General features: G+C 57.8%; 27 protein-coding genes. 20 read left to right on the forward strand and 7 right to left on the reverse strand.

All coding sequences use genetic code 11. The features are described from left to right. Position 1: 1 nt before the first annotated feature. From ABJZ52_RS01955 to ABJZ52_RS01965, 3 genes are read right to left on the reverse strand one after another with little or no spacing between them, the layout of a single operon-like run. A complete protein-coding gene (locus tag ABJZ52_RS01955; RefSeq protein WP_348187214.1) occupies positions 2-199 on the reverse strand; it encodes a hypothetical protein in 198 nt (65 codons plus the stop codon). A gap of 3 nt (positions 200-202) precedes the next feature. Further along, positions 203-523, reverse strand: a complete 321-nt coding sequence (locus ABJZ52_RS01960; RefSeq protein WP_348187216.1) for a hypothetical protein — start codon at positions 521-523, stop codon at positions 203-205. Further along, complete coding sequence (locus ABJZ52_RS01965; protein ID WP_348187218.1) at positions 478-849, reverse strand: hypothetical protein; 372 nt, start codon at positions 847-849, stop codon at positions 478-480. Before ABJZ52_RS01965 ends, ABJZ52_RS01960 begins: the two co-directional genes overlap by 46 nt. A 104-nt stretch (positions 850-953) precedes the next feature. Here ABJZ52_RS01965 and ABJZ52_RS01970 point away from each other — a divergent pair, with 104 nt between their 5' ends. Then, a complete protein-coding gene (locus ABJZ52_RS01970) occupies positions 954-1,301 on the forward strand; it encodes a hypothetical protein (RefSeq protein WP_348187220.1) in 348 nt (115 codons plus the stop codon). 915 nt (positions 1,302-2,216) lie between these two features. Here the strand turns inward: ABJZ52_RS01970 and ABJZ52_RS01975 are convergent. Together ABJZ52_RS01975 and ABJZ52_RS01980 are read right to left on the reverse strand one after the other, a co-directional pair. Then, the gene (locus tag ABJZ52_RS01975; RefSeq protein WP_348187222.1) at positions 2,217-2,774 is read right to left on the reverse strand and encodes a hypothetical protein; all 558 of its coding nucleotides are present in this window, start codon (positions 2,772-2,774) and stop codon (positions 2,217-2,219) included. 265 nt (positions 2,775-3,039) lie between these two features. Continuing rightward, positions 3,040-3,447: a helix-turn-helix transcriptional regulator gene (locus ABJZ52_RS01980; protein WP_348187224.1), complete on the reverse strand. Its 408-nt coding sequence runs from the start codon at positions 3,445-3,447 to the stop codon at positions 3,040-3,042. 380 nt (positions 3,448-3,827) lie between these two features. Here ABJZ52_RS01980 and ABJZ52_RS01985 point away from each other — a divergent pair, with 380 nt between their 5' ends. After that, positions 3,828-4,334, forward strand: a complete 507-nt coding sequence (locus ABJZ52_RS01985; protein ID WP_348187226.1) for a hypothetical protein — start codon at positions 3,828-3,830, stop codon at positions 4,332-4,334. An 8-nt stretch (positions 4,335-4,342) separates the two neighbouring features. On the opposite strand, the gene ABJZ52_RS01990 is transcribed toward ABJZ52_RS01985, so the two are convergent. Further along, the gene (locus tag ABJZ52_RS01990) at positions 4,343-5,413 is read right to left on the reverse strand and encodes a hypothetical protein (RefSeq protein ID WP_348187228.1); all 1,071 of its coding nucleotides are present in this window, start codon (positions 5,411-5,413) and stop codon (positions 4,343-4,345) included. Between the two features lie 62 nt (positions 5,414-5,475). Between ABJZ52_RS01990 and ABJZ52_RS01995 the strand changes: the two genes are divergently transcribed. The 5 genes from ABJZ52_RS01995 (at position 5,476) to ABJZ52_RS02015 (ending at position 7,846) form a co-directional block, all read left to right on the forward strand. Continuing rightward, complete coding sequence (locus ABJZ52_RS01995) at positions 5,476-5,775, forward strand: hypothetical protein (protein ID WP_348187230.1); 300 nt, start codon at positions 5,476-5,478, stop codon at positions 5,773-5,775. Then, positions 5,772-6,347 (forward strand): hypothetical protein, encoded by a 576-nt coding sequence (locus ABJZ52_RS02000; RefSeq protein WP_348187232.1) that lies wholly within the window; start codon positions 5,772-5,774, stop codon positions 6,345-6,347. The genes ABJZ52_RS01995 and ABJZ52_RS02000 overlap by 4 nt, the downstream gene beginning before the upstream one ends. After that, complete coding sequence (locus ABJZ52_RS02005) at positions 6,344-6,748, forward strand: hypothetical protein (RefSeq protein WP_348187234.1); 405 nt, start codon at positions 6,344-6,346, stop codon at positions 6,746-6,748. The genes ABJZ52_RS02000 and ABJZ52_RS02005 overlap by 4 nt, the downstream gene beginning before the upstream one ends. Beyond that, on the forward strand, positions 6,741-7,358 hold the full coding sequence (locus ABJZ52_RS02010; protein ID WP_348187236.1) for a hypothetical protein: 618 nt from the start codon (positions 6,741-6,743) through the stop codon (positions 7,356-7,358). Before ABJZ52_RS02005 ends, ABJZ52_RS02010 begins: the two co-directional genes overlap by 8 nt. A 161-nt stretch (positions 7,359-7,519) precedes the next feature. Next, the gene (locus ABJZ52_RS02015) at positions 7,520-7,846 is read left to right on the forward strand and encodes a helix-turn-helix domain-containing protein (protein ID WP_348187238.1); all 327 of its coding nucleotides are present in this window, start codon (positions 7,520-7,522) and stop codon (positions 7,844-7,846) included. A gap of 98 nt (positions 7,847-7,944) precedes the next feature. Here the strand turns inward: ABJZ52_RS02015 and ABJZ52_RS02020 are convergent, their stop codons facing one another. Next, a complete protein-coding gene (locus ABJZ52_RS02020; protein ID WP_348187240.1) occupies positions 7,945-8,499 on the reverse strand; it encodes a hypothetical protein in 555 nt (184 codons plus the stop codon). Positions 8,500-9,243: 744 nt separating this feature from the next. On the opposite strand from ABJZ52_RS02020, the gene ABJZ52_RS02025 reads away from it, so the two are divergent. From ABJZ52_RS02025 to ABJZ52_RS02085, 13 genes are all read left to right on the forward strand, one after another. Further along, the gene (locus ABJZ52_RS02025; RefSeq protein WP_348187242.1) at positions 9,244-9,507 is read left to right on the forward strand and encodes a hypothetical protein; all 264 of its coding nucleotides are present in this window, start codon (positions 9,244-9,246) and stop codon (positions 9,505-9,507) included. Then, positions 9,507-10,538, forward strand: coding sequence for a phage Gp37/Gp68 family protein (locus ABJZ52_RS02030; protein WP_348187244.1), 1,032 nt, complete (start codon positions 9,507-9,509; stop codon positions 10,536-10,538). The genes ABJZ52_RS02025 and ABJZ52_RS02030 overlap by 1 nt, the downstream gene beginning before the upstream one ends. Then, positions 10,535-11,725, forward strand: a complete 1,191-nt coding sequence (locus tag ABJZ52_RS02035) for a CHC2 zinc finger domain-containing protein (protein ID WP_348187246.1) — start codon at positions 10,535-10,537, stop codon at positions 11,723-11,725. Before ABJZ52_RS02030 ends, ABJZ52_RS02035 begins: the two co-directional genes overlap by 4 nt. Further along, a complete protein-coding gene (locus ABJZ52_RS02040; RefSeq protein ID WP_348187248.1) occupies positions 11,722-13,374 on the forward strand; it encodes a primase-helicase family protein in 1,653 nt (550 codons plus the stop codon). Before ABJZ52_RS02035 ends, ABJZ52_RS02040 begins: the two co-directional genes overlap by 4 nt. Positions 13,375-13,717: 343 nt before the next feature. Continuing rightward, complete coding sequence (locus ABJZ52_RS02045) at positions 13,718-14,545, forward strand: hypothetical protein (RefSeq protein WP_348187250.1); 828 nt, start codon at positions 13,718-13,720, stop codon at positions 14,543-14,545. A 93-nt stretch (positions 14,546-14,638) separates the two neighbouring features. After that, positions 14,639-15,238 carry a phage tail protein gene (locus tag ABJZ52_RS02050; protein WP_348187252.1) on the forward strand — a complete coding sequence of 200 codons (600 nt, stop codon included), beginning with the start codon at positions 14,639-14,641 and terminating at the stop codon, positions 15,236-15,238. Positions 15,239-15,369: 131 nt separating this feature from the next. Continuing rightward, on the forward strand, positions 15,370-16,029 hold the full coding sequence (locus ABJZ52_RS02055; protein ID WP_348187730.1) for a hypothetical protein: 660 nt from the start codon (positions 15,370-15,372) through the stop codon (positions 16,027-16,029). Between the two features lie 3 nt (positions 16,030-16,032). Further along, on the forward strand, positions 16,033-17,988 hold the full coding sequence (locus ABJZ52_RS02060; protein ID WP_348200042.1) for a terminase gpA endonuclease subunit: 1,956 nt from the start codon (positions 16,033-16,035) through the stop codon (positions 17,986-17,988). After that, positions 17,970-19,592 carry a phage portal protein gene (locus ABJZ52_RS02065; protein ID WP_348487682.1) on the forward strand — a complete coding sequence of 541 codons (1,623 nt, stop codon included), beginning with the start codon at positions 17,970-17,972 and terminating at the stop codon, positions 19,590-19,592. The genes ABJZ52_RS02060 and ABJZ52_RS02065 overlap by 19 nt, the downstream gene beginning before the upstream one ends. After that, positions 19,589-19,855, forward strand: coding sequence for a gpW family head-tail joining protein (gpW, locus tag ABJZ52_RS02070; RefSeq protein ID WP_348189001.1), 267 nt, complete (start codon positions 19,589-19,591; stop codon positions 19,853-19,855). Before ABJZ52_RS02065 ends, gpW begins: the two co-directional genes overlap by 4 nt. Before the next feature lie 14 nt (positions 19,856-19,869). Further along, on the forward strand, positions 19,870-20,916 hold the full coding sequence (locus tag ABJZ52_RS02075) for a head maturation protease, ClpP-related (RefSeq protein ID WP_348487683.1): 1,047 nt from the start codon (positions 19,870-19,872) through the stop codon (positions 20,914-20,916). Between the two features lie 3 nt (positions 20,917-20,919). Next, complete coding sequence (locus tag ABJZ52_RS02080; protein WP_348187716.1) at positions 20,920-21,300, forward strand: head decoration protein; 381 nt, start codon at positions 20,920-20,922, stop codon at positions 21,298-21,300. A 12-nt stretch (positions 21,301-21,312) separates the two neighbouring features. Next, the gene (locus ABJZ52_RS02085; RefSeq protein WP_348208970.1) at positions 21,313-22,326 is read left to right on the forward strand and encodes a major capsid protein; all 1,014 of its coding nucleotides are present in this window, start codon (positions 21,313-21,315) and stop codon (positions 22,324-22,326) included. The last annotated feature ends 92 nt before the right edge of the window (positions 22,327-22,418 follow it).

A 22,418-nucleotide genomic window follows, 5' to 3' on the forward strand; every position in this document is an offset into this window, starting at 1 on the left:
CTCAATCCTCCTTGAACAGCCGTTGCCGGGCCGCGTTTCGGATTTCACTTGCAAGACTTTCGAAGTCGGCGGATTCGGACAGGTTTCCGGCCTGGTGTGCATCGGCTGCGATCTTGTCGAGGGCGTCGACCAGGCTGGCTATCTCCAAGCGCGCTCGCACGTATCGGTCGCGCGGCGCATCGGAAGTCAAGGGCGCCATCGATCAGGCGCCTTGCGTCAAAAGAAAGAGGCCGCGACCAACGACAATGCCGATGGCCGCAGCCAAGGTGCCCATGCACAGGAGGGCCAGGACCACATTCTTGATCTTTGCCGAGCCAGGGAGGATTTGACGCTGCGTGCATGGGTGGGGGAGGTTCGGGAGTTCGCCAAAGTCGGCGTGTTCAGTCCGGCGCGCGGTGGCGCGGGCCTCGATCACGAAGACGCAGAGCATCAGCGTCCCGGCCGGGAACAGGATTAGAACCCACGGGATGATAGGGCTTAAGGTTTCGTGGAAGCCTGCGGGTGTTGTGAGGGCGTCGAACATGGATCTGCCCCCTCACGCTTTGCCAGCAGCGCAGAAAGCGCTTCGAGGGCTTCTGGAGATCCGTAGACCAAGTGCGTCGTGCCGGGCAGGGGCAGGGACGCAAGCTCCATGGCAGACACTTCCCGATCGGACCCGTCCGGACCCCGAACGATCATCCTGCGCAAGGGGCTCTTGATGCCCTCGTAAAATGAAACCTGACTTGCAAGACTGTTCAGGCATTTCTCGACCGAGTCGGCCAACATGGAGACACGTGGCTTGCCTAGCGCGTCCAGGGCGCGCTTCAAAAGCGCCAAGGAGCGGCGGGCGTTCTCGGGGGATGCGGACATGTCCGGTTTCCTCTTGCGCGTTTCTCTCTTGCGTTGAGTAGTGAGAGACTAGCAAGCTTGCCTTGCGCGGCGCAAAGGGGTGGCGCGCACCGGAGATGCTTGGAATGAAAAACAATAAGGCGGGGGGCAAGGCACCGGAAACAATGAAGGAAGCCAGAGCTTTCGTAAGCTGCTGGCTAGAGGGTGCGATGGCGCACGCCGGGGTCAACCAAAGCGAGCTGGCAAGGCGGCTCGGGTACGAGCCAGGCAAAGTCAACCGGATGGTGCATGAGTCGCGATCGATGTCGGCCGTACAGGTAACTGCCCGAAATGGTGCCAACGCCCCCCTAAAGGTGGCGCAGGTGATAGAAGAGGCTTTTGGCGTTTGCGAACGTCTTTCGTTGCCTGCGGGACAAGAAACCATCACCCGCCTTGTCGCGGCAATTCTCGCGGAGGATGGCTCGTCGCGCTGATCGAGGGTTGAGCGAGCTCGGTTGATCCGGTCATTTGAAATCCCCTTCGGCGTATTGTCCGCCGCGCTTTCCAGGCAACTCGAAAATGGAGGGGTGATGTCGCGCGTCAGTTTGATAAAATCTCTAATCATGATCGTTCCACCCAGCATTCTATCTTGCGGCAATATTTATTCAAAATTGCCAAATAGGCAAGTCAATATTGGAAATATATCCGAGCTGTGGACTCAGGATCGAAAATTGAATGTCGCTCAGCTAATAAAAATGGGCCTATCTGGTGTGGTGGAACTGATGTGAGGCGTAGGATGCATGGGCAATTGATCAACAAGCTAGAAATGCTGGAGGCTAGCCAGATTGTGAGAATGAAAGCGCTATCTGTTCCGAACGTATTTCGGTTGCGCCTTCACAATGACGTGCGGGACATGGAGCGTGTTTCGCAGGCAATCGGGAGAGGAGTGTTGGGTCCACACTTTTCACGGTCAATGAATGACATTCCGCCCGAGCATGTCATGATGGTCGCCGCTTATAATGCTTCAGATGAGCCTATTGGCATGGTCGCAGCGCGGTATGACGACAAGCCCGGCTGGGACCTTAAGCAATTTCTTGCCGCACACTGGTCCCGCTTGTATCCATCCGAGACGACGAACGTATTTGCTGAGTTCGCTCCAAACAGTTGCCAATACGCGGAGGGTGTCACAGGGCCATTTTCATACATTGGAGACGGCTGGATAGCGCCATCAAGTAGAGGGTCGGATCTATTGGCTCAAATCCAAAAGCTGCTCATTTTGCTAGCCTATGACGAATGGAAGCCGGAGCTTACCTACGGCTGGATGAGGCCTGACAAGGTTCGGAAGGGATATGCGGCGCGGTGGGGATATTCGATTACGTATGAGCGTGGAATAAGTTGGAGCATACCGCCTAAACAGCAGGATTTGAGAGATGTCTACTTTGTTGGCGCTGATCGATTGGGTATTCATCAGATGGTCCAGAGCTTGATTCACGAAGATCCGAGCCCGTCTCAAAAGAGTAGCACAGCAGAAATTTCGCACCCAATTGCGACTTTACCGGAAGAATGAGACGTTCGTACCGCCGAGGGTTCAGCCCGTTGCCTGCATATACATGTGTTGCAACCAGGTCAAAAATCGGTGTTTGCGTGGTCTCTGCTTTTAAATAGTGGGTGCCAACCAGTTTCCTGTAGTCGGCGTCGAACGCGTCGGCGGCGTCCACTGTATTCATTGCCCACTTACTCCCCATAATTCGCGAAGCCAGTGAGGTTTCTCCTTGGTAAAGAATTCTTGGAGATGAGGTGTTCGGGTTAAATGCATCGAGTAAAATCAGTTTGTCGAAGTGTGGAATAATTGAGCTTCCAATAATCCCAAAATTACGGTGCCAAAACGTCAGCAGCTCAAAAGCTGGTCTGTCTCCATCGCCAATCAGAATTTTGGCCGCGTCCTGCTCAATGACGTGATCGGGCATCAAATCAGCCCTTCATCCATCATACGGAGGCGCTGGAGCCGAGAGGCCATAATCAAGGGCCGTATTAGCTTATCAAACGATGATATTTGATCGCCGCTTAGCATTTCGGGTTGATAGTGCATGGCGACACGGAAGCACATAACCATGGCAATTCCCTCAAGCTTTTCCTGCCTTATGGAGGCGAGTGTATCAAGTAGTGTGTCGTCCTGGTTGTATGGCGTCTTATTCCTATAGAGTGAGATGAAATTTGGTGCACGCATAGGGGCTAGTCGTCCTTCTGATCAGTAAGATCAGCGTATGCTTTTTCTAAAATAACGGCGAAGTCCGCGTTGGAGCCGCGTCCGCCAAGCATGGTTTCTTCGATAGCGCGGGCGCGGTCATATGCGCGTTTAAAAATATCCGGCTCAAGCATCAATGGGGCTGTCGTAGGATGCCCAGTGAGGGCCTCTGCCATATCTTCAATTTCTGCCGGCGTGGTGCCTAGCAGTTGATAAAATTCCTCAGTCGTCTTGCCGGAAATTGCGGCAAGTTTCTCGATGTGATCGGTGGTAATTCGGCGTTTCTTACTTGTCATCCGCGAAAGATGGGGCGGTGAAACGCCGAGCGCTTCCGCCAACTTTTCGCCGGTAAAGCCGGTCAGCTCTTTGGCAAGTTTTATCGGGCTTTTGTTCATACACCTATTATTGTTGCGCAAGAACAAGGGTCTAGCGCCTATTTGGCAATCTAAGCTCCAGTTTTTTACATTTTGCATATTGCCTCTTTGGTAATATTGCGGCAATGATTGCCCATGACTAAGCTCGACAAATACCTATCGAAGCATGGGATACCGCAGGTGACATTCGCCAGTTCGGTTGGCACTACTGCGTCAACGATCTCGCGCATATGCAGTGGAAAACGCTTTCCTGGGCGGAGGCTGATGTGCCGAATTGTAGATGCTACAGGTGGTTGTGTTTCAATATCTGATCTCCTTGGCGGCGGTTCAGTTAAGGAACTTTCCCAAACCCCCGACGAAGCGTCATCCCGTAAATCAGTTGAAAATTACGGGGTGGGGTCATGAGTCTCCCGAGGCCGACGTCGGATGAAGCCCGGCGGCAGCTGAAGTCTGCCACGCGGTTGGCGGTCAAGCAGCTTGGTGGTCAAGACGTTGTTTCCAGCTTCACACGAGTGGGTCAGCAGACCCTGAGCGACTGCGGGAATGTTTCAAATGCCCGCCATGAACAGACATTCGTGGCGCTCGATGTTGCACTGGACCTGATCGTCGACGCAAAGGATCAGGGCGTGGTCTCCCCGCTGTTGCAGGAAATCTGCAGGCAGGCGGGCGGTGCCTTTGTTCCGACCCCAACGGCCCCGCGCTCCGCCGCGCATTGGCATGGGGAGTTGTCGACCGCCGTCAAGGAAGGGGGCGAGGCCGCCGCAAAGATATGCAGCGCTCTGGCTGATGACGGCATGGTCTCTCCAAAGGAGATCCGCGACGGCGATATTATCCGCGAGCTGAATGAGGCGGTCGAGGCCTATTCGGTGATGCTCAGCCATTGCCGCCAAGTCGTGGGATCGGAGTGATGGCTGGGTCAGGCAAGACGCAGGCGACCTTTCAGGTCGGCGAGGAATTCCGTTTCGGCGGGGTCCACCTTGCCGTCACTTCTGATGAGGCGTATCGAGGAAACAAGGACCATGCGGCGCTCCTGTTCGCTGTAACTGGCGAGTCGTTCGATCGCGCTTGTGAGGTCCCCGACAGTGGGGCTGAGGCTTCGCAAGTAGCGGGCAAGCTTGTCCCGGTCTTCACCTATCGGTGCCCCGCGTCGGCGGGCCAGGTCCTCGCAGTGGTCTGTGATGACCTCGAATTCCTGCTCATGGACCTCACTGTCGGAAAGCGCCAGCGCTGTAAGAATGATGGCGTGCGGCTTGAGCATGTCTCGTTTGCCGTTCCAGTCCCTCGGAGCACGCCCCTTCTGTTTCCGAGCCACCGCGTTCTGCTCTTGTGCTGTTCTCGAGTCGGTCGTCACGGAGGACACTGTAGACTTCCCGTTGGCGGGGGGGGCGATGTCCCGCAGGGCGGTATAAACCTGTTCGTCCAAGGAAATGTTCGGGCTAGCATCGTCGATACGCCCCTGAGCCTCAAGGGAGCCGAAGGCCGCGCATATCAGCCCGTCTTGCGCTTCTCTCAGATCGCACTCGAGATCGGAAAAGCCGTCCCATTCTTCGCTAAGCCGATCTCCCGCCTTGTCCGACAAAAATGCTCGGGTGGCGAGATCTCCAACCTCCTCGAATATCTGCGCGGCGTTCGTCAACGCTTCTGTCGTCTGGGCGATGGTATCGATGACCTGCTGCGCTTGGTTTCTGGTCATGCGATTGGATTGATTAAGCTTTTCGGCAAGCTTTTCGGCTTTCCTAAGTTTTCTGCGGAGCTGTTTTCGTTCTTCTCTGTGCGGACGCATAAGCGCATCCAGTTCCGCCTTTGTTTCGATGGGGGCCGTCTGTCGTCCCGGCGAAGGCTGAATGTGCGGACTTGGCGGCTCGGGCAGGTCTGCGAGGCTGTTTCTGTCCGTCAGCTTTTGGGCAACCTTTGCTGTATTTCTCCGTTTCCGGCGCACAAAGCGCCAGAGCAAATAAGCCCCCCCGAGGATCAAAATCCATTCCATCGCCATCCCCTTCATTCTGATTTTTCGCGGCGTCTGCGCGCGCAATCGCAGGTAGGTGGAATATGAGCGCACCCACCAAATCAAGCAAGGCAGAAGCGCCAATCGAACTCCCCAGCCTGGCCGAGGTCTTCGCGACCGACGGTGCACTGGATGATGCGCTGGAGCGGATTGCAGGCGGCTCACGGCAGAGCCCGGCCTCACTGGCTTGTTTTGCCCGTGGCAAAGCCAAAGAAAAGCTGCTCGCGACGCTCTCCGCGGCAGAGCGGGACGGCCAGGGCGCGCGCGCTCTTGTTGGGCCGCTTCTGGCTGACTCCCGAATTCATTTGCAAATCGAAACCCTGTTGTTGGAGGCGTCAAGATGACCACCGCGACGAGTAGCTTGCGCGTTGAGTGTGAACCGGCCTCGTGCCCAGATCCCGTTTTGGTGTGCTCGAGGGATGAGGCTGCGCGCGTTTATGACGGTTTGCTGGATTGCATGTGGGCGGCATACCCCGATGGGCCGCCGCTCGACACAGATGCAACGGTTCGGAGTGAAGAGCCCATAACACGCCTCGGATCTCCAGAGCTGCATCTGCTCAAGCTGCTGGTCTATGGCCAGGCAATCGTTGGTGGCTATCTCCGCCCGGATGGCGCGGGGGAGGCGCGGCAAATCGCGCGAGCCGCCGGGGTCCGTCCGGATCAGATATCAGCCCTCTTTGACCACCGTTCCCCGGGAAGCGATTGTGTGCAGCGGCTTCTAACGTTTGTCGGAGTGACGGAAGGCACCTTTCAGGCTTGTGCCTTTCGATCGCAACTAGCAGACGAGGCGATGGCGGCGGCGAGCGTCCGTGAGGGCGAATACGAAGCCGCACTGCGAGCTGCTGTTGCAGAGAAGACTACGCAGCTTTGCCCGCTCGGGCGCGCTGATGCCCTAGTGCAGGGAGGTGCGTCATGACCGGCTCTGCGAACCCGGATTACGCGCACCTGCTGAACGGGGCATGTCTCGACTTTAAGCGCCTTGGGCTCGCGCTGAAGGTGGTCATTGCTGAGCGTGGCTGCACGCTGGCCGAAGTCCAGCAGCAGACCCGTGTTTCGCGTGCGTCAGTCAGCCGGGCAACGGTGGGTATTGAGATTTCAACCGGACCTCTGTTGCTGCTGTGCATTTGGGCTGATCTCAACCCGTTCGAGCTTTTGCAGGCGATTGAAATGCCTGATCCGACCGAGCAATCCTGTGGCGATACCGGCGAATACAGGGTGTTTCACAGAACACAGGGCGTGAAACTATCTGAAAAAGCACGTGAATTACAGGCGCGTTGCCGGAGTTCCCGAAAAGGGAGGGCGCGCGCGAATGGGTAAGCGGTCGAACTTCATTAAGGTTCCGAAGGATCTTTATCGCACCATCGACCCGCGCGCGTGTCCGCCTGTGCTGCCGTTCGTGCTGTCGGAGGGCATCCGGCGCTTCATCGAGCCCTGCTATGGCTATGGAGACCTGCCCGGTCCGTTTCTGCGTGCCGGTCTGGACTGCGTCGGACGCTATGACGTTGCCCCGCGCTCGACCCGCGTCATCGACCCGGTGGTGCCGCTGGATGGCCGGGAACTGACCGCTGCGCATCTGAATGGCGCGGACGCGATCATCACAAACCCGCCCTGGACACGGGATCTGTTGCACGCGCTGATCGCCCGTTGGGTGCCGCTTAGCGTTTGCTGGCTGTTGTTCGATGCGGCGTGGAAACACACTGGGCAGGCGGTCGAACTAATGCGCGCCTATTGCACGGATTTCGTGCCGTGTCCGCGCCTGATCTGGATCCCCGGAACGACGCAGGCGAGCAAGGACGATTGCGGTTGGTATCGCTTCGACCGGGCGAAGAGCCCGCGCCAGGCGACCAAGTTCTGGCCGTTGGGGCAGGGGCCGTATGTGCGTCTCATTAGCGGGAAAAACTCGATGGGATATGCGGCATGTCAATGACCACGACGACGGGGCAACCGGCCCCGAGCTCTGAGCGGCCCGCAAGCGGTGGGTGGTACGTGGCGGCCGGGGAGGTGGCGCGTCTGGGGTTGCCAGTGATCGTTTCTCCCGATGCCCCGCCCGCTGATAGCTCGCTGGACCTCGCGCGGTCGCGCCACGGCATGGAGTTGGACTGGCTCGCAAGGCGCGTGCTGCGTGGCTGGCGCGAGGGGCGCGGCGATCATCGGCAGGAGATCGCCGAGGAGATCGCCCTTGCGCATCGGATGACGCTCGCGCAGCTCCATGAGCACTGCCGCGACCCCGATCTCGTGCGTGTGCGAAATGCGATCTACTACGAGATCCGGTTGCGGCTCGGGGCGTCCTTGCCGGAAATCGGGCGGACCATGCGGCGTGACCACACCACAGTCCTCCACGGCATTCGCAAGCATGCGCAGGTCACAGGCAGGATCTTGCCCCTTGGAATTTCAGAGCGGGGGGCGGCGCAGTGAGGTCGAACATGAGGGGATTTCAAATGAAAACAGCGCCACTTTCGCAGCGCTGTTTTGTATCTTGCATCGGCGGAATGTCGAACTCTCTGTGGGAAGAGTTACGAGGTCGCCAAACGCTTGTCGACAAGTCGCTTGGTGCTATCGTCGTTGTCCGCCCTCGATCTGTTCTGCTTGACCAGCCGGCGAACGACAGGTTTGGCAGCGCTGTGATCATCTTCGACCATTCGGCGAAACTGCAGCTTGGCGATCCAGCCCCAGATCCAACTTCTGCTGGTTATCGCAAAAAGGGCCGCGACCATCGCTTCGGTAAGCGCTTTGTCCAGCTCCGGTCGTTTGACTGCGAACTCCTGAAGCCGAGCAGATCTAGTCTGAACCTTGTCAGAGATAACGGCCTTGCCGTTCATCCTGTCCGCAATGGCAAGCACAGCGTTCCGGGCTGCCGATTTGCTTGTGATCAATCTATTGAGCGAAGCAATGGTCTCGAGCACTTCATCCGGGGTGTCTGGGTCAGCCATAAGCGGACTGATCTTGTTGTAAAAATGCTTTGCGTATTTGTCGTACTCGCGATTGCGGCGAATTTTCCGACGCGCAAATGCGCCAAGCAACAAAAGCGTCAAGCACAATGCAAGAACGACGAATTCGATCGTAGTCATTGCTTCTTGTCCTTCCTCTGTACGGGGGCGGTCGATTCCGACCGTCGTCCCCGTGCTGCTAATTTGCGCCTTTTCTTGGCAAGATCAAGATCTGTCCGACGTTGGCGGTCCGCAATTTCCGCTGAAGTTCGTCTAGTTTCATTCCAACATGTGGAAATTGCCTTAAGATTTTCGCTAAATTTCCAGGCGCAAATCAGTAAAGCACACGCGACAATTACGCTCCAGAACCCAACCCCAAAGTCCTTGGCGGCGCCTACCACGGCTTCAATAAAGCCTTTTGGGTCTTCCATTATATACGCGTTCTTCTTGGGGGGGGATTACTTAAATGCGCAATGCTTAGACGCAGTGCCAAATGGAGATGTGAACAGCGGGATGTTAGGCGCCTCTCCCCCTTCGGCGCCACCTCCCATAATTCAACCTAACGAGCATATCGCACTTCCACCCGCGGGAGTCGAGTCCTTGACCAATTCTTCAAATCAGCGCAAGGTGACAGCGTCCAGACGAAAAGGGTCTGGATGGGGTTTAGCAGCTCCACTGTCCGAAGGCGCTCAACGCGCCGTGCTCCTGCATAGGTGCGTTTTTTATTGCGCGCACCCATATCAGGGACACGCGCACTTATGGCTGGGCGCAATGGGGCACCTTCGGGTGCGCCGATACCTTCGGATCGGTCTGCTAACCCGTTGTTGCCCGGTCACCATTTTAGCAGGTGGTTTCCGGGTTCATTCGAGCCGAAGGAAACCAGCCATGTCCTCGACATGCAACGGGCACACTGCGCCCGAAAACCATCCACATTCCTATGAAGCGATGCTGCGGCTGCAGGCCAAGGCTTTTGACCTGCGCAATCTGGCCTATGGGCTGAGCGCGGTTCTGTCCGAGCTTTCAGAAGCGCCCGAGGTGGGCAGTCACCCCGGTGTCAGCGCCGCCGAAACCCTGATTGAACTCATCGCCGCCAAAGCTGCCGACATGCCGGATGGTATCGAGCGGGTGTATCTGCGGAGGGCTGCGTGATGGCTTCTTCATCCAAGATCGAATGGACTGATGCCACATGGAATCCTATCCGGGGCTGTTCGCGTGTGTCCGAAGGGTGCCGCAATTGTTACGCGGAGGTCATGGCGGCGCGGTTTTCCGGACCGGATCAATGGGGCGAGGGTCTGGCGCGGATGGTCAAAACCGCCGATGGCGCAACGGATCATCGCTGGACCGGCAGGGTCGAGGCGGCGCCTGATGCTGTTCTGGATGCGCCGCTACGTTGGAAAAAGCCGCGGCGGATTTTCGTCAATTCCACGTCCGACCTGTTTCATGAAAAGCTGCCGGATGCGCTGATCGACCAGGTGTTTGCGGTCATGGCCCTGTGTCCGCAGCACACGTTTCAGATACTGACCAAGCGGCCGGAACGCATGCGGCGTTATCTTGCGAAACAGCCACTGGCGCGCAGGCGCTGGGAAGATGTCATCCGCTCCCGGTTTGAGCGGTGGACGGTGTCTCCCAATGTCGTGCCTCAAAATGTCTGGCTTGGCGTCTCGATCGAGGATCATGCGACGGCGGAAACGCGCATTCCCTATCTGCTGGAGACACCAGCGGCTCGACGGTTTGTTTCAGCCGAGCCGCTGCTGGGGCCGGTGGATTTCGCCGCGATCACCATGTCGCCGCATCTAACCTGCATTCCGGGCGCTGTGTCCTGTCTGGGCGGTATCGACTGGGTGATCGTCGGCGGCGAAAGCGGGCCTGGCGCGCGGCCCATGCATCCGCAATGGGCACGGCAGATCCGCGATGATTGCGCGGCTGTGGGGACCGGTTTCACGTTCAAGCAATGGGGCGCTTGGCTGCCATCCAGCCATTGTGCCGACCTTGACGCTGTTGGTGAGTGTCACCTTGGCGAATTCCACGACGGCGGTGATTGGGTTCTTGGGTGCATCTGCCGGGATGGTGATCCGGACATGCCGATGTTCTTGGTCGGCAAGGGCAAGGCCGGGCGGCTGCTCGATGGCGTTCTGCATGACTGGACCCCTGAAACGGCGGTTGAGGGAGGCGTGTCATGAAGCGGATTCCTGAAGCTGAGCTGGAGCGGGTGCGGGCGTTTGTCGACCTGCATACGGTTGTTGAGCGATATGTGGACGGTTGGGACCGATCAAAATCGAATTTTTCACGTGGGGACTATTGGGCCTGTTGCCCGTTCCATGGGGAGACAACGCCGAGCTTCCACGTCGATGACGGCAAGGGGCGCTACAAGTGTTTCGGTTGCGGCGCATCGGGGGATCATTTCAAATTTCTGACTGAAAAGACCGGCTGCAGCTTTCCCGATGCCGTCGCTCAACTCGGTGGACGGGCCGAGCCGGAGCCGCTGAGCCCGGAGCAGCTGGCCGCAGACAAGGCGGACCGTGCAGCCCGGCGGGCCGACCAGGAGCGAAAGGCGAACAGTTTTCGCGCCGAGGAAATCCGGCGAGCGCGGCGGATCATGGAGGCCGGTGGCCGTGTCAGCGGCACGGAAGGCGAGGCCTATCTACGGGGGCGGGGGCTGTTGCCATGCCCTGTGCGGCTGCCGCTCCGCTTTCTGCCGCATTACCAATATTGGCACCAGCGGGATGTAGCAGGCCAGAAAAAGCCCGAGCCCTATGTGCTGATGTCGGCACCAGCCATGTTGGCCCCGATCACCGGTCCGGATGGATTCCAGGGGGTGCACATCACGTGCATCGATCCCGCGCGGCCGGGCAAGAAAATGGTGATTGAAGATCCTGAAGCATCAGGGGCGTTTTTGCCTGCCAAGAAGATCCGGGGAAGCAAGCGGGCTGCTGCGATCCGATTGTGGACGCCGGAGCGTTTCGATCGCCTGGTGATCGGCGAGGGGATCGAGACCACCTTGTCGGTTCTTGTCTCTGAGCTGGACACGGACCGCTTCGCGAGGACTGCCTACTGGACGTCAATTGACCTTCAGCATATGGGCGGCAAGGCCGTCGAGAGCGTCCCGCATCAGACAGCGAAAGACAGGTCAGGTCGGCCACGCCGGGTTCCGGGGCCTGTGCCGGATATGGATGACGCAGACGCTCTCCAAATTCCCGAGCATGTGCGTGAAGTGCTTCGCCTTGGCGATGGCGATAGCTGCCGATTTACGTCTGATCAGGTGATGGCGCGATCAAAAGCCAGATGGGCACGGCCGGGGCTGACAGACTGCACTGTCTTTGCGCCGGAAGGACAGGATTTCAATGACATCCTGGCAGGTGCGTCATGAGCGACAAGCCGAATGAAGGTGACGCGCCATCCAGCGTGCATGAGAGGCTCAAGGCCGAATTGTCGGCCAGGAAAACGGGGGCCGTGGGAGATCAGGGCCAAAGGGGTAAACCCGGTAAGGTGACTGACCCAAAAGCGAAGGTTCTCGCGATAATCGACGCCGCTACGCAGGCGCCTGAAGTGGATCACTCTGAGGACGGGAGCGCTGAGCACACCGGAGGACATGAGCGCGCCGATGCCTCGGTCGATGACCTTGGCGGGACTGCCCCGGTGCCGCAGGATTGGGGTTATTCGCTCGAGACACTCAACAGCGAATGGTCTCTCGTTCTGATCGGCTCCAAGGTGGCCATGGTGCGCGAGCAGCCGTGGGCGAAGATCGAGGACCGTGTCCGCGTCGTGCAAATCGATGCATTCCGGCACCTCTTGTCGAACACAAGGACGCAATACATGGGGTCCGACGGCAAGATCAAGACGATCACCTGGGCCAAGCGATGGGAAGGTGAGCGGTGGCGTCGGCAGTATGACGGCATCGAGTTTCATCCAGACCCGGCGAAGTCAGAGGGAACCAAGGGCTATCTCAACTTGTGGCGCGGCTTTGCCTATGAGCCCGACGCACAGGCCGGTTCATGGGCCATATTCCGTGATCACATGCTGACCAATATCTGTAGCGGCGACGAGAGCCTGTTCAACTGGGTGTTCGGTTGGTTCGCCCATATGGTCCAGCGGCCGCGCGAGAGGCCGGGAACCGCGATTGTTGTTCGCGGTTTGATGGGGACGGGCAAGTCAGTCATGGGCGAGGTCATGGGCGACCTGATTTCCGCTCATTATTTTCAGGTCGATGATCCACGATACATCACTGGTCAGTTCAACGCGCACATGAGCGCCTGTCTGCTGCTGCAGGCAGAGGAGGCGGTCTGGGCCGGTGACAAGGTGGCTGAGGGTCGGCTGAAAGGGCTGATCACGTCCAAGACGCAGATGATCGAGAGCAAGGGCGTCGACCCGTACCGGCTGGACAACTATGTGCGCGTTTTGATGACGTCCAATGAGGACTGGGTGGTCCCGGCCGGCAAGGATGAGCGGCGCTATTGCGTGTTGGACGTTGCTGACACAGTCAAGGAAAACCACGGATATTTCAAAGAAATGTTCGAGGAATTGGACAATGGTGGTCGCGCTGCCCTGCTGCACGCCTTGCTTACGTTCGATCTTGGCAAAGTCAATCTTCGCCAGATTCCGCGCACGGGCGCGCTGCTGCAACAGAAGCTGCGGTCTCTGGATAGTGTCGATGCCTATGTGTACGAGCGCCTTTGCGAGGGGGCGCTGCTGCGGGCGGACGCGACCTGGAGCCCGGACCCTCACGTCATCAGGCAGACGCTCTATGACGAATATCTGACCTGGTCGGACCGGGTCGGTATCAAGCGGCGGGCCGACCTCAATCAGTTCGGCCGGTCCGTCAAGAAACTCATCCCCGCTCTACAGGACACGCGCCCGCGCGATGGGGGCACACGCAAACGCGCCTATATGTTCCCGCCGTTGCCAGAGTGCCGCGAGAGCTTCGCGGCCGCTGTCGGGCAGAGTGTTGACTGGCCGCTTGACGATCCCGAGGGGCTGTCGCCCGACCCGATGAACTCGAGCCACGGAGAGACAGGATGATAGGGGGAGGAGCGCCGCCTGTGCGCGACGGTCCAGGCTTTGTGTGGACCGCCCGCTCTCGGGTGGACCGAATTAACTCAATGATTTCAACGACTGGTCCATATGGTCCACGTGGTCCACACGATTTCGACCCTCGCGCGCGCGCGCATGAAGGGCGTTCTACCCCTCTAGGCCTGTTCTCTCCGAAGCCAAAATTGCGTGGACCAACTGGACCGCTGCCACAAGTCGTTGAAATTGCGATGAAAAAGGCGGTCCATATATACTTTTTCTTGACTGGACCAGTATGGACCAACTGGACCGGTTGCTCTCGCAGTCACAAACCATCCAGACCGGCAGGTGAGATATGACACAAAAGAACATCCAGATTGAAGCGCTGTTGAAATGGGCCTATTGCGAAGAGTTGCCGAAGTCGACGGACGTGGGCCAAGCCATTGCAAGGATGGCGTCGGGCTGGTCTTCGATGAACAGCTTCGCGCAATTGCTGACGGTGATCGACGACAACGATTATGGCGTGGTCCCCGACCTTTCCTGCGAGAGCGCTTTACCGCACCCAGACGCAGTTATCGTGCACAATGCCGTCGTGTCGCTCGATCGTGCGGAGCTCGTGTTGCCCGACGATTGGTTGCCGATGCCTGAGTTGGCGAAGGCGGGGCAACTCGGCGCGGCGGCAACGCAAGCGGCAATGTCTGGTTTGACCGTCATTGACGAAGACGGCCGCCGTCAGCTCAAACGCAAAGCATCGGACCTTGTGCGCCGATTGGCGATCATCGGAGTTGCGCCTTCTGGCGTGGGCCGTGTGCCTGAGCTGAGATTGCGCACCAATGATACAGGGCAGGTGCGTTGGTTCCGGCGTTACGTTGAGCATGATGTCGATTGCTTTGGTGCGCCAGTTGAGCGGACGTATGAGGTCGAGGATGGTTGGGATTTCTCGCGCAAGCGTGCCAAACGTGGGGCTTATGCCAAGCAGTTCCTTTCCCCCGACCCTGTGCCGGTTCTGAGAGAAAGGGGCGAATACGATATCCTGCGCGCCTGCCTTGTGATGCTTTGCGAGGAGCTGGACGGTAAGTTGTGGGACCATGCGGTCGCACCATGCCGTTGGAGTGTATCGCCGTGGGACGACCAAGAGGCCGATCGCAAGAGGTCGGGAAGGCGTGTTCTGGAGGCGGGCTGAAAAAAGTTCTTGACTGCAAATCCCGATTTGACATAGCGTCGCCATACACAAAAAGGTTCAAAGCTCCGAAGCGCTCGCTCCGGGGCTTTTTTATTGGGCGAAAGGACTGGCATGGGCGACCTCGGCATGCGCTGGTCCGATGTGTCCGGCCTGAAAATCATGGACCAGGCCATGCGCGACCTTGATCCGCTCAAGGTGCGGCGGGCAGGGGCCATGGCGCTGAACCGGGCTGGGTCGCAGGGCGTTACGCAAACCCGCCGAGCCATGGCGCGACAGACTGGACTTTCGCAAAAGCTCTTGAAGCGAGCAATGAAGCCAATCCGGGCGAGTGCTACCACGCTGGAATTCCTGATCCGCGCGAAAGGCGGCGATATCTCGCTGAAATACTTTCAGGCGCGGGAGACACAGCGCGGGGTTTCGGCCAAACCGTTCAACCATCGGCGGGTCTTTGCCGGATCGTTCATCAAGGGCGGCCGTTTTCCAGGCCGTGTCGACCTTCGCATGAATGGTCACGTCTTTAAGCGAACCGACGCGGACCGGATGTCGATCAAGAAGCAAAGGTCGGGCGTCATCATCCCTTACGAAATGGTCAAGGACGAAAGCGGCAAGGCATGGCGGCAGACCGTCGGCAAGGTGCTGCCGGTGCGCATGCAGCACGAACTCAAACGCCTGACCGGACGGGCCTTCAGCTGAGCCCGGATCTTTAGGGACCGTATAAAGCCTTAGCCCGCCCGCGGGCGGAAAGCTCCCGGGATTTCGCCAGTCTGAGCGGAATTTGAAAGCCTTAAAAGCTTAAAAGCCGACTTAAAAGGACACTTAAAACGGTGGATGCGGATCTTGCGGAAGAGACTGTTGTCTCAAAGAGCGAGTTTGCCCGCAGGATCAACGTGTCCGCTGCTCGGGTCTCGCAATACATCAGCGAGAACAAGATAAGCCCTGCAGCGATGGTCGGCACGGGTCGCGCTGCGAAGATCCGACTAGAGGTGGCCTGCCGGGATCTGAACCATGTTCTCGATATCAGCCAGCGGATAGGCAATGGCCTGGAGACCCAACTGGATCTCCCGGCAAAACCATCTGCAGCGCAGGAAAGTCAGCCTGAAACGGCGCGGCATGCGCAGCAATCGGCATTGCCAGATGCGAATTCGCCGGAGGCGCAAATCAAACAGGAGCGGCTGCGGTCGCTTCAGTTTCAGAATCGAAAGGCCGCGTCGGAAGAGGAAGCAGCCAAAGGGCGCTTCATGCTCACATCCGATGCACGCAATCAAATGACAGCGATCACGGCTGGAATGCTGCAAGGCTTCGAAGGATCGTTGGCCGATTTTGCGGCGGCGCTATCTGCGAAGTTCAAGATACCGCACCGGGACGTTCTGCATTTGCTCAAGAGTGAATTCCGGAAAGCTCGGTCTAAGCATGCTGAGCAGGCACGCAAGCGGGCAAGCGATCGTCCGGACACAGTTGAAACGATCATTGAGGTAGACGCTTAAACTATGTCGCACATGATGATTCAAACCGCCGATGCCGAACGTGTCGCGTTTGAAGTCATGGCTGAAGCCTGGTCGCCGCCGCCGCCGGTCGACTATTTGAGCTGGGCAGAAGGGAACATCTCGTTTTCAGAGCGGGAAAGTCCATATCCTGGGCCCTATAACCGAGACTTGTTTCCGTACTTTGATGAGATCCTTCGGGCTCTTTCGCCCGAAGATCCCTGCCGCATCGTGACGCTCAAGAAGAGCGCGCAAATCGGCGGCACGGTGGTCGCGAATATCTTTACCGGCGGTTCCATCGATATGGATCCGGGTGACCTTCTGTATGTCCACCCGACTGAATCGAATGCGCAACGCTGGTCAAAGATGAAACTTGCGCCGATGCTGAAAGGCACAACGACGCTCAACAGGTTGTTCCCGCAAAAGGCGCGCGATGGTCACGATTCCCTTCTCTACAAAGAGCGGGTAGATGGTCGCGGTGCCATTCAGATCACGGGAGCAAATTCGCCGGCGTCTTTGTCTCAGGTCACTATGAAAAGGCAGGTCCAGGATGATCTGTCCAAATGGGAAAAAAACTCGGCAGGGGATCCTGAGGCGCAGGCAGACAGCCGTAGCCAGGCACATGAGTTTGCCAAGATCCTGAAAATCTCGACGCCGCTGATCATGCCGGGATGCAAGATCAGCAAGAACTTTGAGGAAGGCAGCCAGGAGTTCTTCTACCTGCCGTGTCCTCATTGCGATCACATGCAGGTGCTTGCCTGGGAAAACATGCTGGCCAACCTGGACGAGGCCAAACCGGAGGACGCTCATTTTTCCTGCGTTGAGTGTGGTTGCTCCATTGAGCAGCATCACCTGGCGAACATGAAACCGCGTCATGAATGGCGCGCTCACAATCCACGGGCAAAGCGACAGCACCGATCGTTTCATCTTTGGTCAGCAGTTTCCGTGTTGCAAAGCTGGGAACGTATTGCCCGGTCATGGCTGAAGGCCAAAGGGGATCCAGCCAGCGAACAAACGTTTCTGAACGACGTTATTGGCGAAGCCTATCAGGCACAGGGCGAGGCCCCGCCTTGGGAAACCCTGCGAGATCGTGGAGCAGAGTCAGACTATCAACGCGGACGCATCCCACCTGGCGTTATAATCGTATCGATCGGTATTGATTGTCAGGATGACCGTGTCGAATGGCATGTCGTCGGTTGGGGAAGAAACAAGAACCGCTTTACCGTCGATTACGGGGTGTTTGCAGGGCATATCTCTGATCAGACATGCCAGGAAAAGCTGAGCGCGTTGATCAAGCAAAGCTGGCCAAATTCATATGGCCGCCGGATCTCGGCTGACCGGGTCGGGATCGATGGAAACGCCTATACCGAAGACGTCTGGGCTTGGGTCAAAAAGCATCCGGCGAACCTTGTCATGATGGTTCGCGGCAACAACCAAGATGCCGCGCCTCTCTTGCAGCCAGTGAAGAAAGAGCGGCACCGGAAAACCGGGAAGCTGCTGAAATACTCGAAGCGGTTCTATTCCTTCAATGCGTCGGTCATGAAGATGGCGCTTTATCGCAACTGCAAGAAAGAAGATCCGCTCGCGGCTGGCTATGTCGCGTTTCCATCGGGGCTGGATGATGAGTTCTACCGGCAATTAACAGCCGAGCGGCGGGTCGCCGAAAAGAACAAGCAGGGCTTTGATGTCTATCGCTGGAAAAAAGACCCGACCCAAGCAAACGAAGTTCTGGACACCATGAACCAGGCGGAAGCCGCTGCCATCCGTTTCGGCATCCGCGACATGCCGGAGGCGCTTTGGGATCGATACGAGGCCGAGCGGGAATCCTATCCGACTGACGCGCAGGGTGATCTTGAGGATCTGTTCAATCAGCCGGCAAGTGCTCCGAGCGAACCTGCAAGTTCGAAGGCGGTCGTATCGAAAAATGAGGAACGGCGGAACAAATGGCGACGACGGAAATGAAAGTTCTTGATCGCCATGGCAATCCCATGAGGGCGTCTCGAGAGTTCCGCCCGACCGCACGCTATTTGCGGGATACGCGGTCAAATGTCTTGTCGACACGTCCGGCACCGCTGACCGAGAGCCGGGACGATATCCGTCAGGCCTGGATGCGGACAGCGGGTCTTGCTCTCGACCTGATCAAGAATTCAGGGCGTCTGAAGGGGGCAGCCGATCAGGTGCTTGCCGACACGGTAGGGAGCGAGCTTCAGCTCAACCCCAAACCTGACCTGTCTGGCCTTGGATATGACGACAAGGAACGCGCGGACTGGTGCCGGCTGGTGAAGCGGCGTTGGAAGCTCTGGTCCTGGAATGAAGCAGAGTGTGACTTTAGAGGTAAGTTCACTCTGCCGCAGCTGGTCGATATCTCGCTGCGCTGGCACATGGCTTATGGCGAGGTCACCGGAATTTTGGACTACATGGACCAGGCCAAGCGTCAGCGGTATGGGATCCGGACGGGAACGAAACTTTGCCTGACGCCGCCCTCCCGGCTTGTTCAAGATACAAGTGAAATGGAAGGCCTCTTTCAAGGGGTTTATCACGACGAAAATGGGCGGCCTGCAGGCTATCTATTCGAAGAACGCAATGCCGGCTTCGTAAGCCGTAAATCCTACCCGGCGCGTGATGCCAGTGGTCGGAAACACGTTCTGCATGTGTTTGACCCGATGGATGCGACGGATGTGCGGGGCATATCGGTGATGGCGTCTGCGTTCCGAAAGCACATTCAGCATGAAATGCTGGACGATGCGACATTGCAGACGGCGATCCTGCAAACGATTTTCGCAGCCACTTTGACCAGTGAAAAGCCGACTATGGAAGCTTTCGAGGCACTGGAGACGCTGAAGGATACAGGCGTCGAAGGGGCGAGTGAGTATGCGGAGGAATACACCGCGTTTTTGCAATCTTCGCTTGAGAAAGCAGCGGAGGGCCAAATCAGCCTGAGCGGAGATCCGCAGATTTCCCATTTGGCACCTGGTGAGCGCTTTGAGGTCACGACAGCTGGAACACCGGGCGGCCAATACCTGCCGTTTTCAAACGCACTGTCACGGGACATGGCCCGCGCGATTGGGATTACCTACGGCGGCCTGACAATGGACCATACGAACGCGACCTATTCGTCTGTGCGGATGGAAACGTCGTCGATCTGGCCAGTCGTCGGACGGCGCCGGCAACGGATCGCTGCACCCGTCTGTCAGGCTGTTTATGAGAGCTGGCTGGATGAGGAAATCGGGACAGGCCGGATCCCGTTCAAGGGTGGCCGCCGCGCCTATGAGGCTAATCGGGAGCGGGTTAGCTGGGCACAGTGGCAGGGGCCGCCGAAGCCGACCGCCGATGACAACAAAAGCGCGCGTGCATCAACAGAGCGGCTTGGCAACGGGACGTCATCGATCGAGATCGAAGCGGCTGAGCTGGGCCTCGATACCGATGAACTCTTCGAGCAACGCCGGGATGAGCACAATCGTTATCTCGATGCCGGGATGCCATCGCCCTATGAGCCAAGGCAAATGAACGGTCAGCCTTTTGAGGAAGAACCGCAGGAAAAGAAGAAAGAGGATGCAGCTTCATGAGTGTTTCCTCACTGGTCCAGATCGGCAAAGACACTGTCGATCTCAATACCCCTTGCGACGTCGTGACAGCACTTCGAAAAGTCAAACTGTCGGTCGTGACCGGCGGCATTGCTCAAACCGTTCGATTGGACGGGGAAGAAGTGACGTTCACCAAAGCCAATTTGACGGCGCTGAATGCGCTGATCGCCGAATACGAAACCGCTTGCGCAAGAGCCTCGGGCAAAACGTCCCGTGGCCGTGCCAGGCGTGCCCGCTGGGGCTAACAGGAGATACCAACATGCCGGTCTACATGAACGGCGAACTCGTGCTCTACGGGTTCGTTGGCGATAACTATTGGCGTGAGGGCTTTACCTCTACAGAGGTTTTGGAGGCGCTTGCCGAGCACGGAACGGACAACGATCTGGACGTTCGGCTCAACTCCGGTGGTGGCTATGCCTTCGAGGGTTTGGCGATCTACAACGCTCTGCATGTCCATAAGGGCAATGTCACGATCCATGTCGATGCGATCGCGGCGTCTGCTGCTTCGACAATTGCGATGGCTGGCGACAAGATCATCATGCGCGCAGGCTCTGAAATGATGATCCATGACCCGTCTGGATACACGTTCGGGACGGCTGAGCAGCATCAAAAAGCAATGGCAGCACTCGACAAGCTCGGGTCGCAAATGGCGTCGGTCTATGGCGCCAGAAGCGGCAATGACGCTGACAAAGTTCGCCAAGTCATGAAGGACGAGACCTGGTTCACCGCCGAGGAGGCGGTCGCGGCTGGCTATGCAAATCAGGCCGAAGAGGCAAAGGCCGAAACTGTTTCTGCGTTCGATTACCGGATCTATTCGAAGGCCCCAGACCACCTCGTGGCCCTGGCTGCAGAAAAGAATTGGTCGCTCGATAAAGCGATCACGAGATCCGCGGCGTCCGCCGCACCCACCAGCCAACAGGAGACACCAATGGCTGATAAGCCGAAGGCGGACGATAAGCCCGCCGATACAGCTGCCGTGAAAGCGGAAGCTGCGACTGAAACCAAGGCCCGGATCAAAGAGATCACCGGTCTTGAAGAGGCCAGTGGCCGCGAAGCCCTGGCTCAACATATTGCGTTCGACACCGAAATGGATGTTGAGGCAGCCAAGGTGATGCTGGCAGCGGCCCCCAAAAGCGCGGAGCCGACTGCAACCGTTGATGATGCAACGGACCCTGCCAAATACGAGGCCGATCGGTTGCGGGCATCTGGTCAGGCGCAGCCTGGCGGAATGCCCAAAACACCCTCGGCAAGTCTCAACAGCCGCGAAATCTTTGCAGCGCGACGAGCCACCTTGAAGGGAGCTTAAAACATGGAAATGAAAACCGAAGGAGCCCGCAACCTTGCTTTCATTTTGTCGGAGGCAGGTGGCAGTCGCTCGCGTGATGCCGTCACGATCGCCTCCGGCGAGGGCAAGCTAGAAGCCGGTACTGTTCTCGGCCAGGTGACCGCCTCTGACAAATATGCCTCTTCGCCGGATGCTGAAGTTGCCGGCAAAGAAGGGGCGGAAATCGCCACTGCCGTGCTGGCCTATGGGGTCGATGCGACATCAACCGATGCTGACGCCGTTATCTTGTCCAGCGATGCTGAAGTGAAAAGCCCGATGCTGATCTACCACGCGTCGGTCGATGATGCAGCAAAGCAGAGCACTAAACAGTCGCAGCTGCGCGCTGCCGGCATCAAGTCCCGCTAAGGAGCCCGTCACATGGCTGATCTGAATATCTTCGACGGTGATGCATTCTCCGTGCAGTCACTGACCGCTGCGGTCAACAATGAGCCATTCCGGCCCGGGCAAATTGGCGCTTCGGGTCTATTTGATGAGGACAGTGTCACGACAACGATCGTCTCGATTGAAGAACTCGATGGAAAGCTGGGTCTTGTCGAGCCGAGTGCTCGAGGCGGTCCTGGCGAAACCACTGGCGATGAAAAACGCAACATGGTCCCTTTCAACGTGGATCACTATGAACGCGACGATGCCGTTATGGCGGACGAAGTGCAAAACGTTCGTGCGTTCGGGACCGAAGGCGAGGTTGAGCAAGTCCAGGACCGTGTGATGAAAAAAGCGGATCGGCACTTGCGAGACCTCGATATGACGCTGGAGCACCAGCGGGTCGGGGCCGTCAAAGGGATCGTGACATCAAAGTCCGGCAAAGTGTTGCATGATCTTTATTCTCGGTTCGGCCTTGCTGTGCCGGATCCGATATCTCTTGAGCTTGATGTCGATGGCACGAAGGTCGATGAGATTCTGGAAAAGGACGTTGCGTGGTCGATCGAAGACACTCTCGACAGTTTCTATGATGGCTTTCACGTCTGGTGCGGCCGGGAGTTTCATCTCGCGATGTGGAACCATCCGCGCATTCGCGAGACCTATATTGCAACAAATGGCGCGGCCACTTTGCGAGGGCCTATCCCGGACAAATTCGAGATCGGGAAGTTCACTTTTGAGCGCTACAAAACCGGGCGGAAGGCAACGCAGGATCTCGGCAGCGCCTATATCGCAGATGACGAAGGGCGAGTGACGCCCTATGGCGTTCCTGGTCTCTTTATCACTCGCTTCGCGCCGGCTGATTATATCGAAACGGTCAACACGCCGGGTCTGCCTCGCTATATGAAGCAAATCGTGAAGACGAACGGCAAGGGCGTTGATATCGAATTGCAATCGAATCCGATCTCGCTTTGCACACAGCCAGGCGCCTTGCGTCGACTGACGCTCACTTAAATATTTCTTCCAGATTGACCATGCAAAGGCCCGGGCTCAGCTCCGGGCTTTTGCCTTTCCGGCTCAAAGCGCCGTGAGCGGGCGTTTCGACC

This window comes from Roseibium sp., assembly GCF_039982295.1.
Lineage (GTDB): Bacteria > Pseudomonadota > Alphaproteobacteria > Rhizobiales > Stappiaceae > Roseibium.

Coding starts and splice junctions, on each gene's coding strand:
- ABJZ52_RS01955 (WP_348187214.1), bottom strand. CDS start 199: ATGGCGCCCTTGACTTCCGATGCGCCGCGCGACCGATACGTGCGAGCG.
- ABJZ52_RS01960 (WP_348187216.1), bottom strand. CDS start 523: ATGTTCGACGCCCTCACAACACCCGCAGGCTTCCACGAAACCTTAAGC.
- ABJZ52_RS01965 (WP_348187218.1), bottom strand. CDS start 849: ATGTCCGCATCCCCCGAGAACGCCCGCCGCTCCTTGGCGCTTTTGAAG.
- ABJZ52_RS01970 (WP_348187220.1), top strand. CDS start 954: ATGAAAAACAATAAGGCGGGGGGCAAGGCACCGGAAACAATGAAGGAA.
- ABJZ52_RS01975 (WP_348187222.1), bottom strand. CDS start 2,774: ATGCCCGATCACGTCATTGAGCAGGACGCGGCCAAAATTCTGATTGGC.
- ABJZ52_RS01980 (WP_348187224.1), bottom strand. CDS start 3,447: ATGAACAAAAGCCCGATAAAACTTGCCAAAGAGCTGACCGGCTTTACC.
- ABJZ52_RS01985 (WP_348187226.1), top strand. CDS start 3,828: ATGAGTCTCCCGAGGCCGACGTCGGATGAAGCCCGGCGGCAGCTGAAG.
- ABJZ52_RS01990 (WP_348187228.1), bottom strand. CDS start 5,413: ATGGAATGGATTTTGATCCTCGGGGGGGCTTATTTGCTCTGGCGCTTT.
- ABJZ52_RS01995 (WP_348187230.1), top strand. CDS start 5,476: ATGAGCGCACCCACCAAATCAAGCAAGGCAGAAGCGCCAATCGAACTC.
- ABJZ52_RS02000 (WP_348187232.1), top strand. CDS start 5,772: ATGACCACCGCGACGAGTAGCTTGCGCGTTGAGTGTGAACCGGCCTCG.
- ABJZ52_RS02005 (WP_348187234.1), top strand. CDS start 6,344: ATGACCGGCTCTGCGAACCCGGATTACGCGCACCTGCTGAACGGGGCA.
- ABJZ52_RS02010 (WP_348187236.1), top strand. CDS start 6,741: ATGGGTAAGCGGTCGAACTTCATTAAGGTTCCGAAGGATCTTTATCGC.
- ABJZ52_RS02015 (WP_348187238.1), top strand. CDS start 7,520: ATGGAGTTGGACTGGCTCGCAAGGCGCGTGCTGCGTGGCTGGCGCGAG.
- ABJZ52_RS02020 (WP_348187240.1), bottom strand. CDS start 8,499: ATGACTACGATCGAATTCGTCGTTCTTGCATTGTGCTTGACGCTTTTG.
- ABJZ52_RS02025 (WP_348187242.1), top strand. CDS start 9,244: ATGTCCTCGACATGCAACGGGCACACTGCGCCCGAAAACCATCCACAT.
- ABJZ52_RS02030 (WP_348187244.1), top strand. CDS start 9,507: ATGGCTTCTTCATCCAAGATCGAATGGACTGATGCCACATGGAATCCT.
- ABJZ52_RS02035 (WP_348187246.1), top strand. CDS start 10,535: ATGAAGCGGATTCCTGAAGCTGAGCTGGAGCGGGTGCGGGCGTTTGTC.
- ABJZ52_RS02040 (WP_348187248.1), top strand. CDS start 11,722: ATGAGCGACAAGCCGAATGAAGGTGACGCGCCATCCAGCGTGCATGAG.
- ABJZ52_RS02045 (WP_348187250.1), top strand. CDS start 13,718: ATGACACAAAAGAACATCCAGATTGAAGCGCTGTTGAAATGGGCCTAT.
- ABJZ52_RS02060 (WP_348200042.1), top strand. CDS start 16,033: ATGTCGCACATGATGATTCAAACCGCCGATGCCGAACGTGTCGCGTTT.
- ABJZ52_RS02065 (WP_348487682.1), top strand. CDS start 17,970: ATGGCGACGACGGAAATGAAAGTTCTTGATCGCCATGGCAATCCCATG.
- gpW (WP_348189001.1), top strand. CDS start 19,589: ATGAGTGTTTCCTCACTGGTCCAGATCGGCAAAGACACTGTCGATCTC.
- ABJZ52_RS02075 (WP_348487683.1), top strand. CDS start 19,870: ATGCCGGTCTACATGAACGGCGAACTCGTGCTCTACGGGTTCGTTGGC.
- ABJZ52_RS02080 (WP_348187716.1), top strand. CDS start 20,920: ATGGAAATGAAAACCGAAGGAGCCCGCAACCTTGCTTTCATTTTGTCG.
- ABJZ52_RS02085 (WP_348208970.1), top strand. CDS start 21,313: ATGGCTGATCTGAATATCTTCGACGGTGATGCATTCTCCGTGCAGTCA.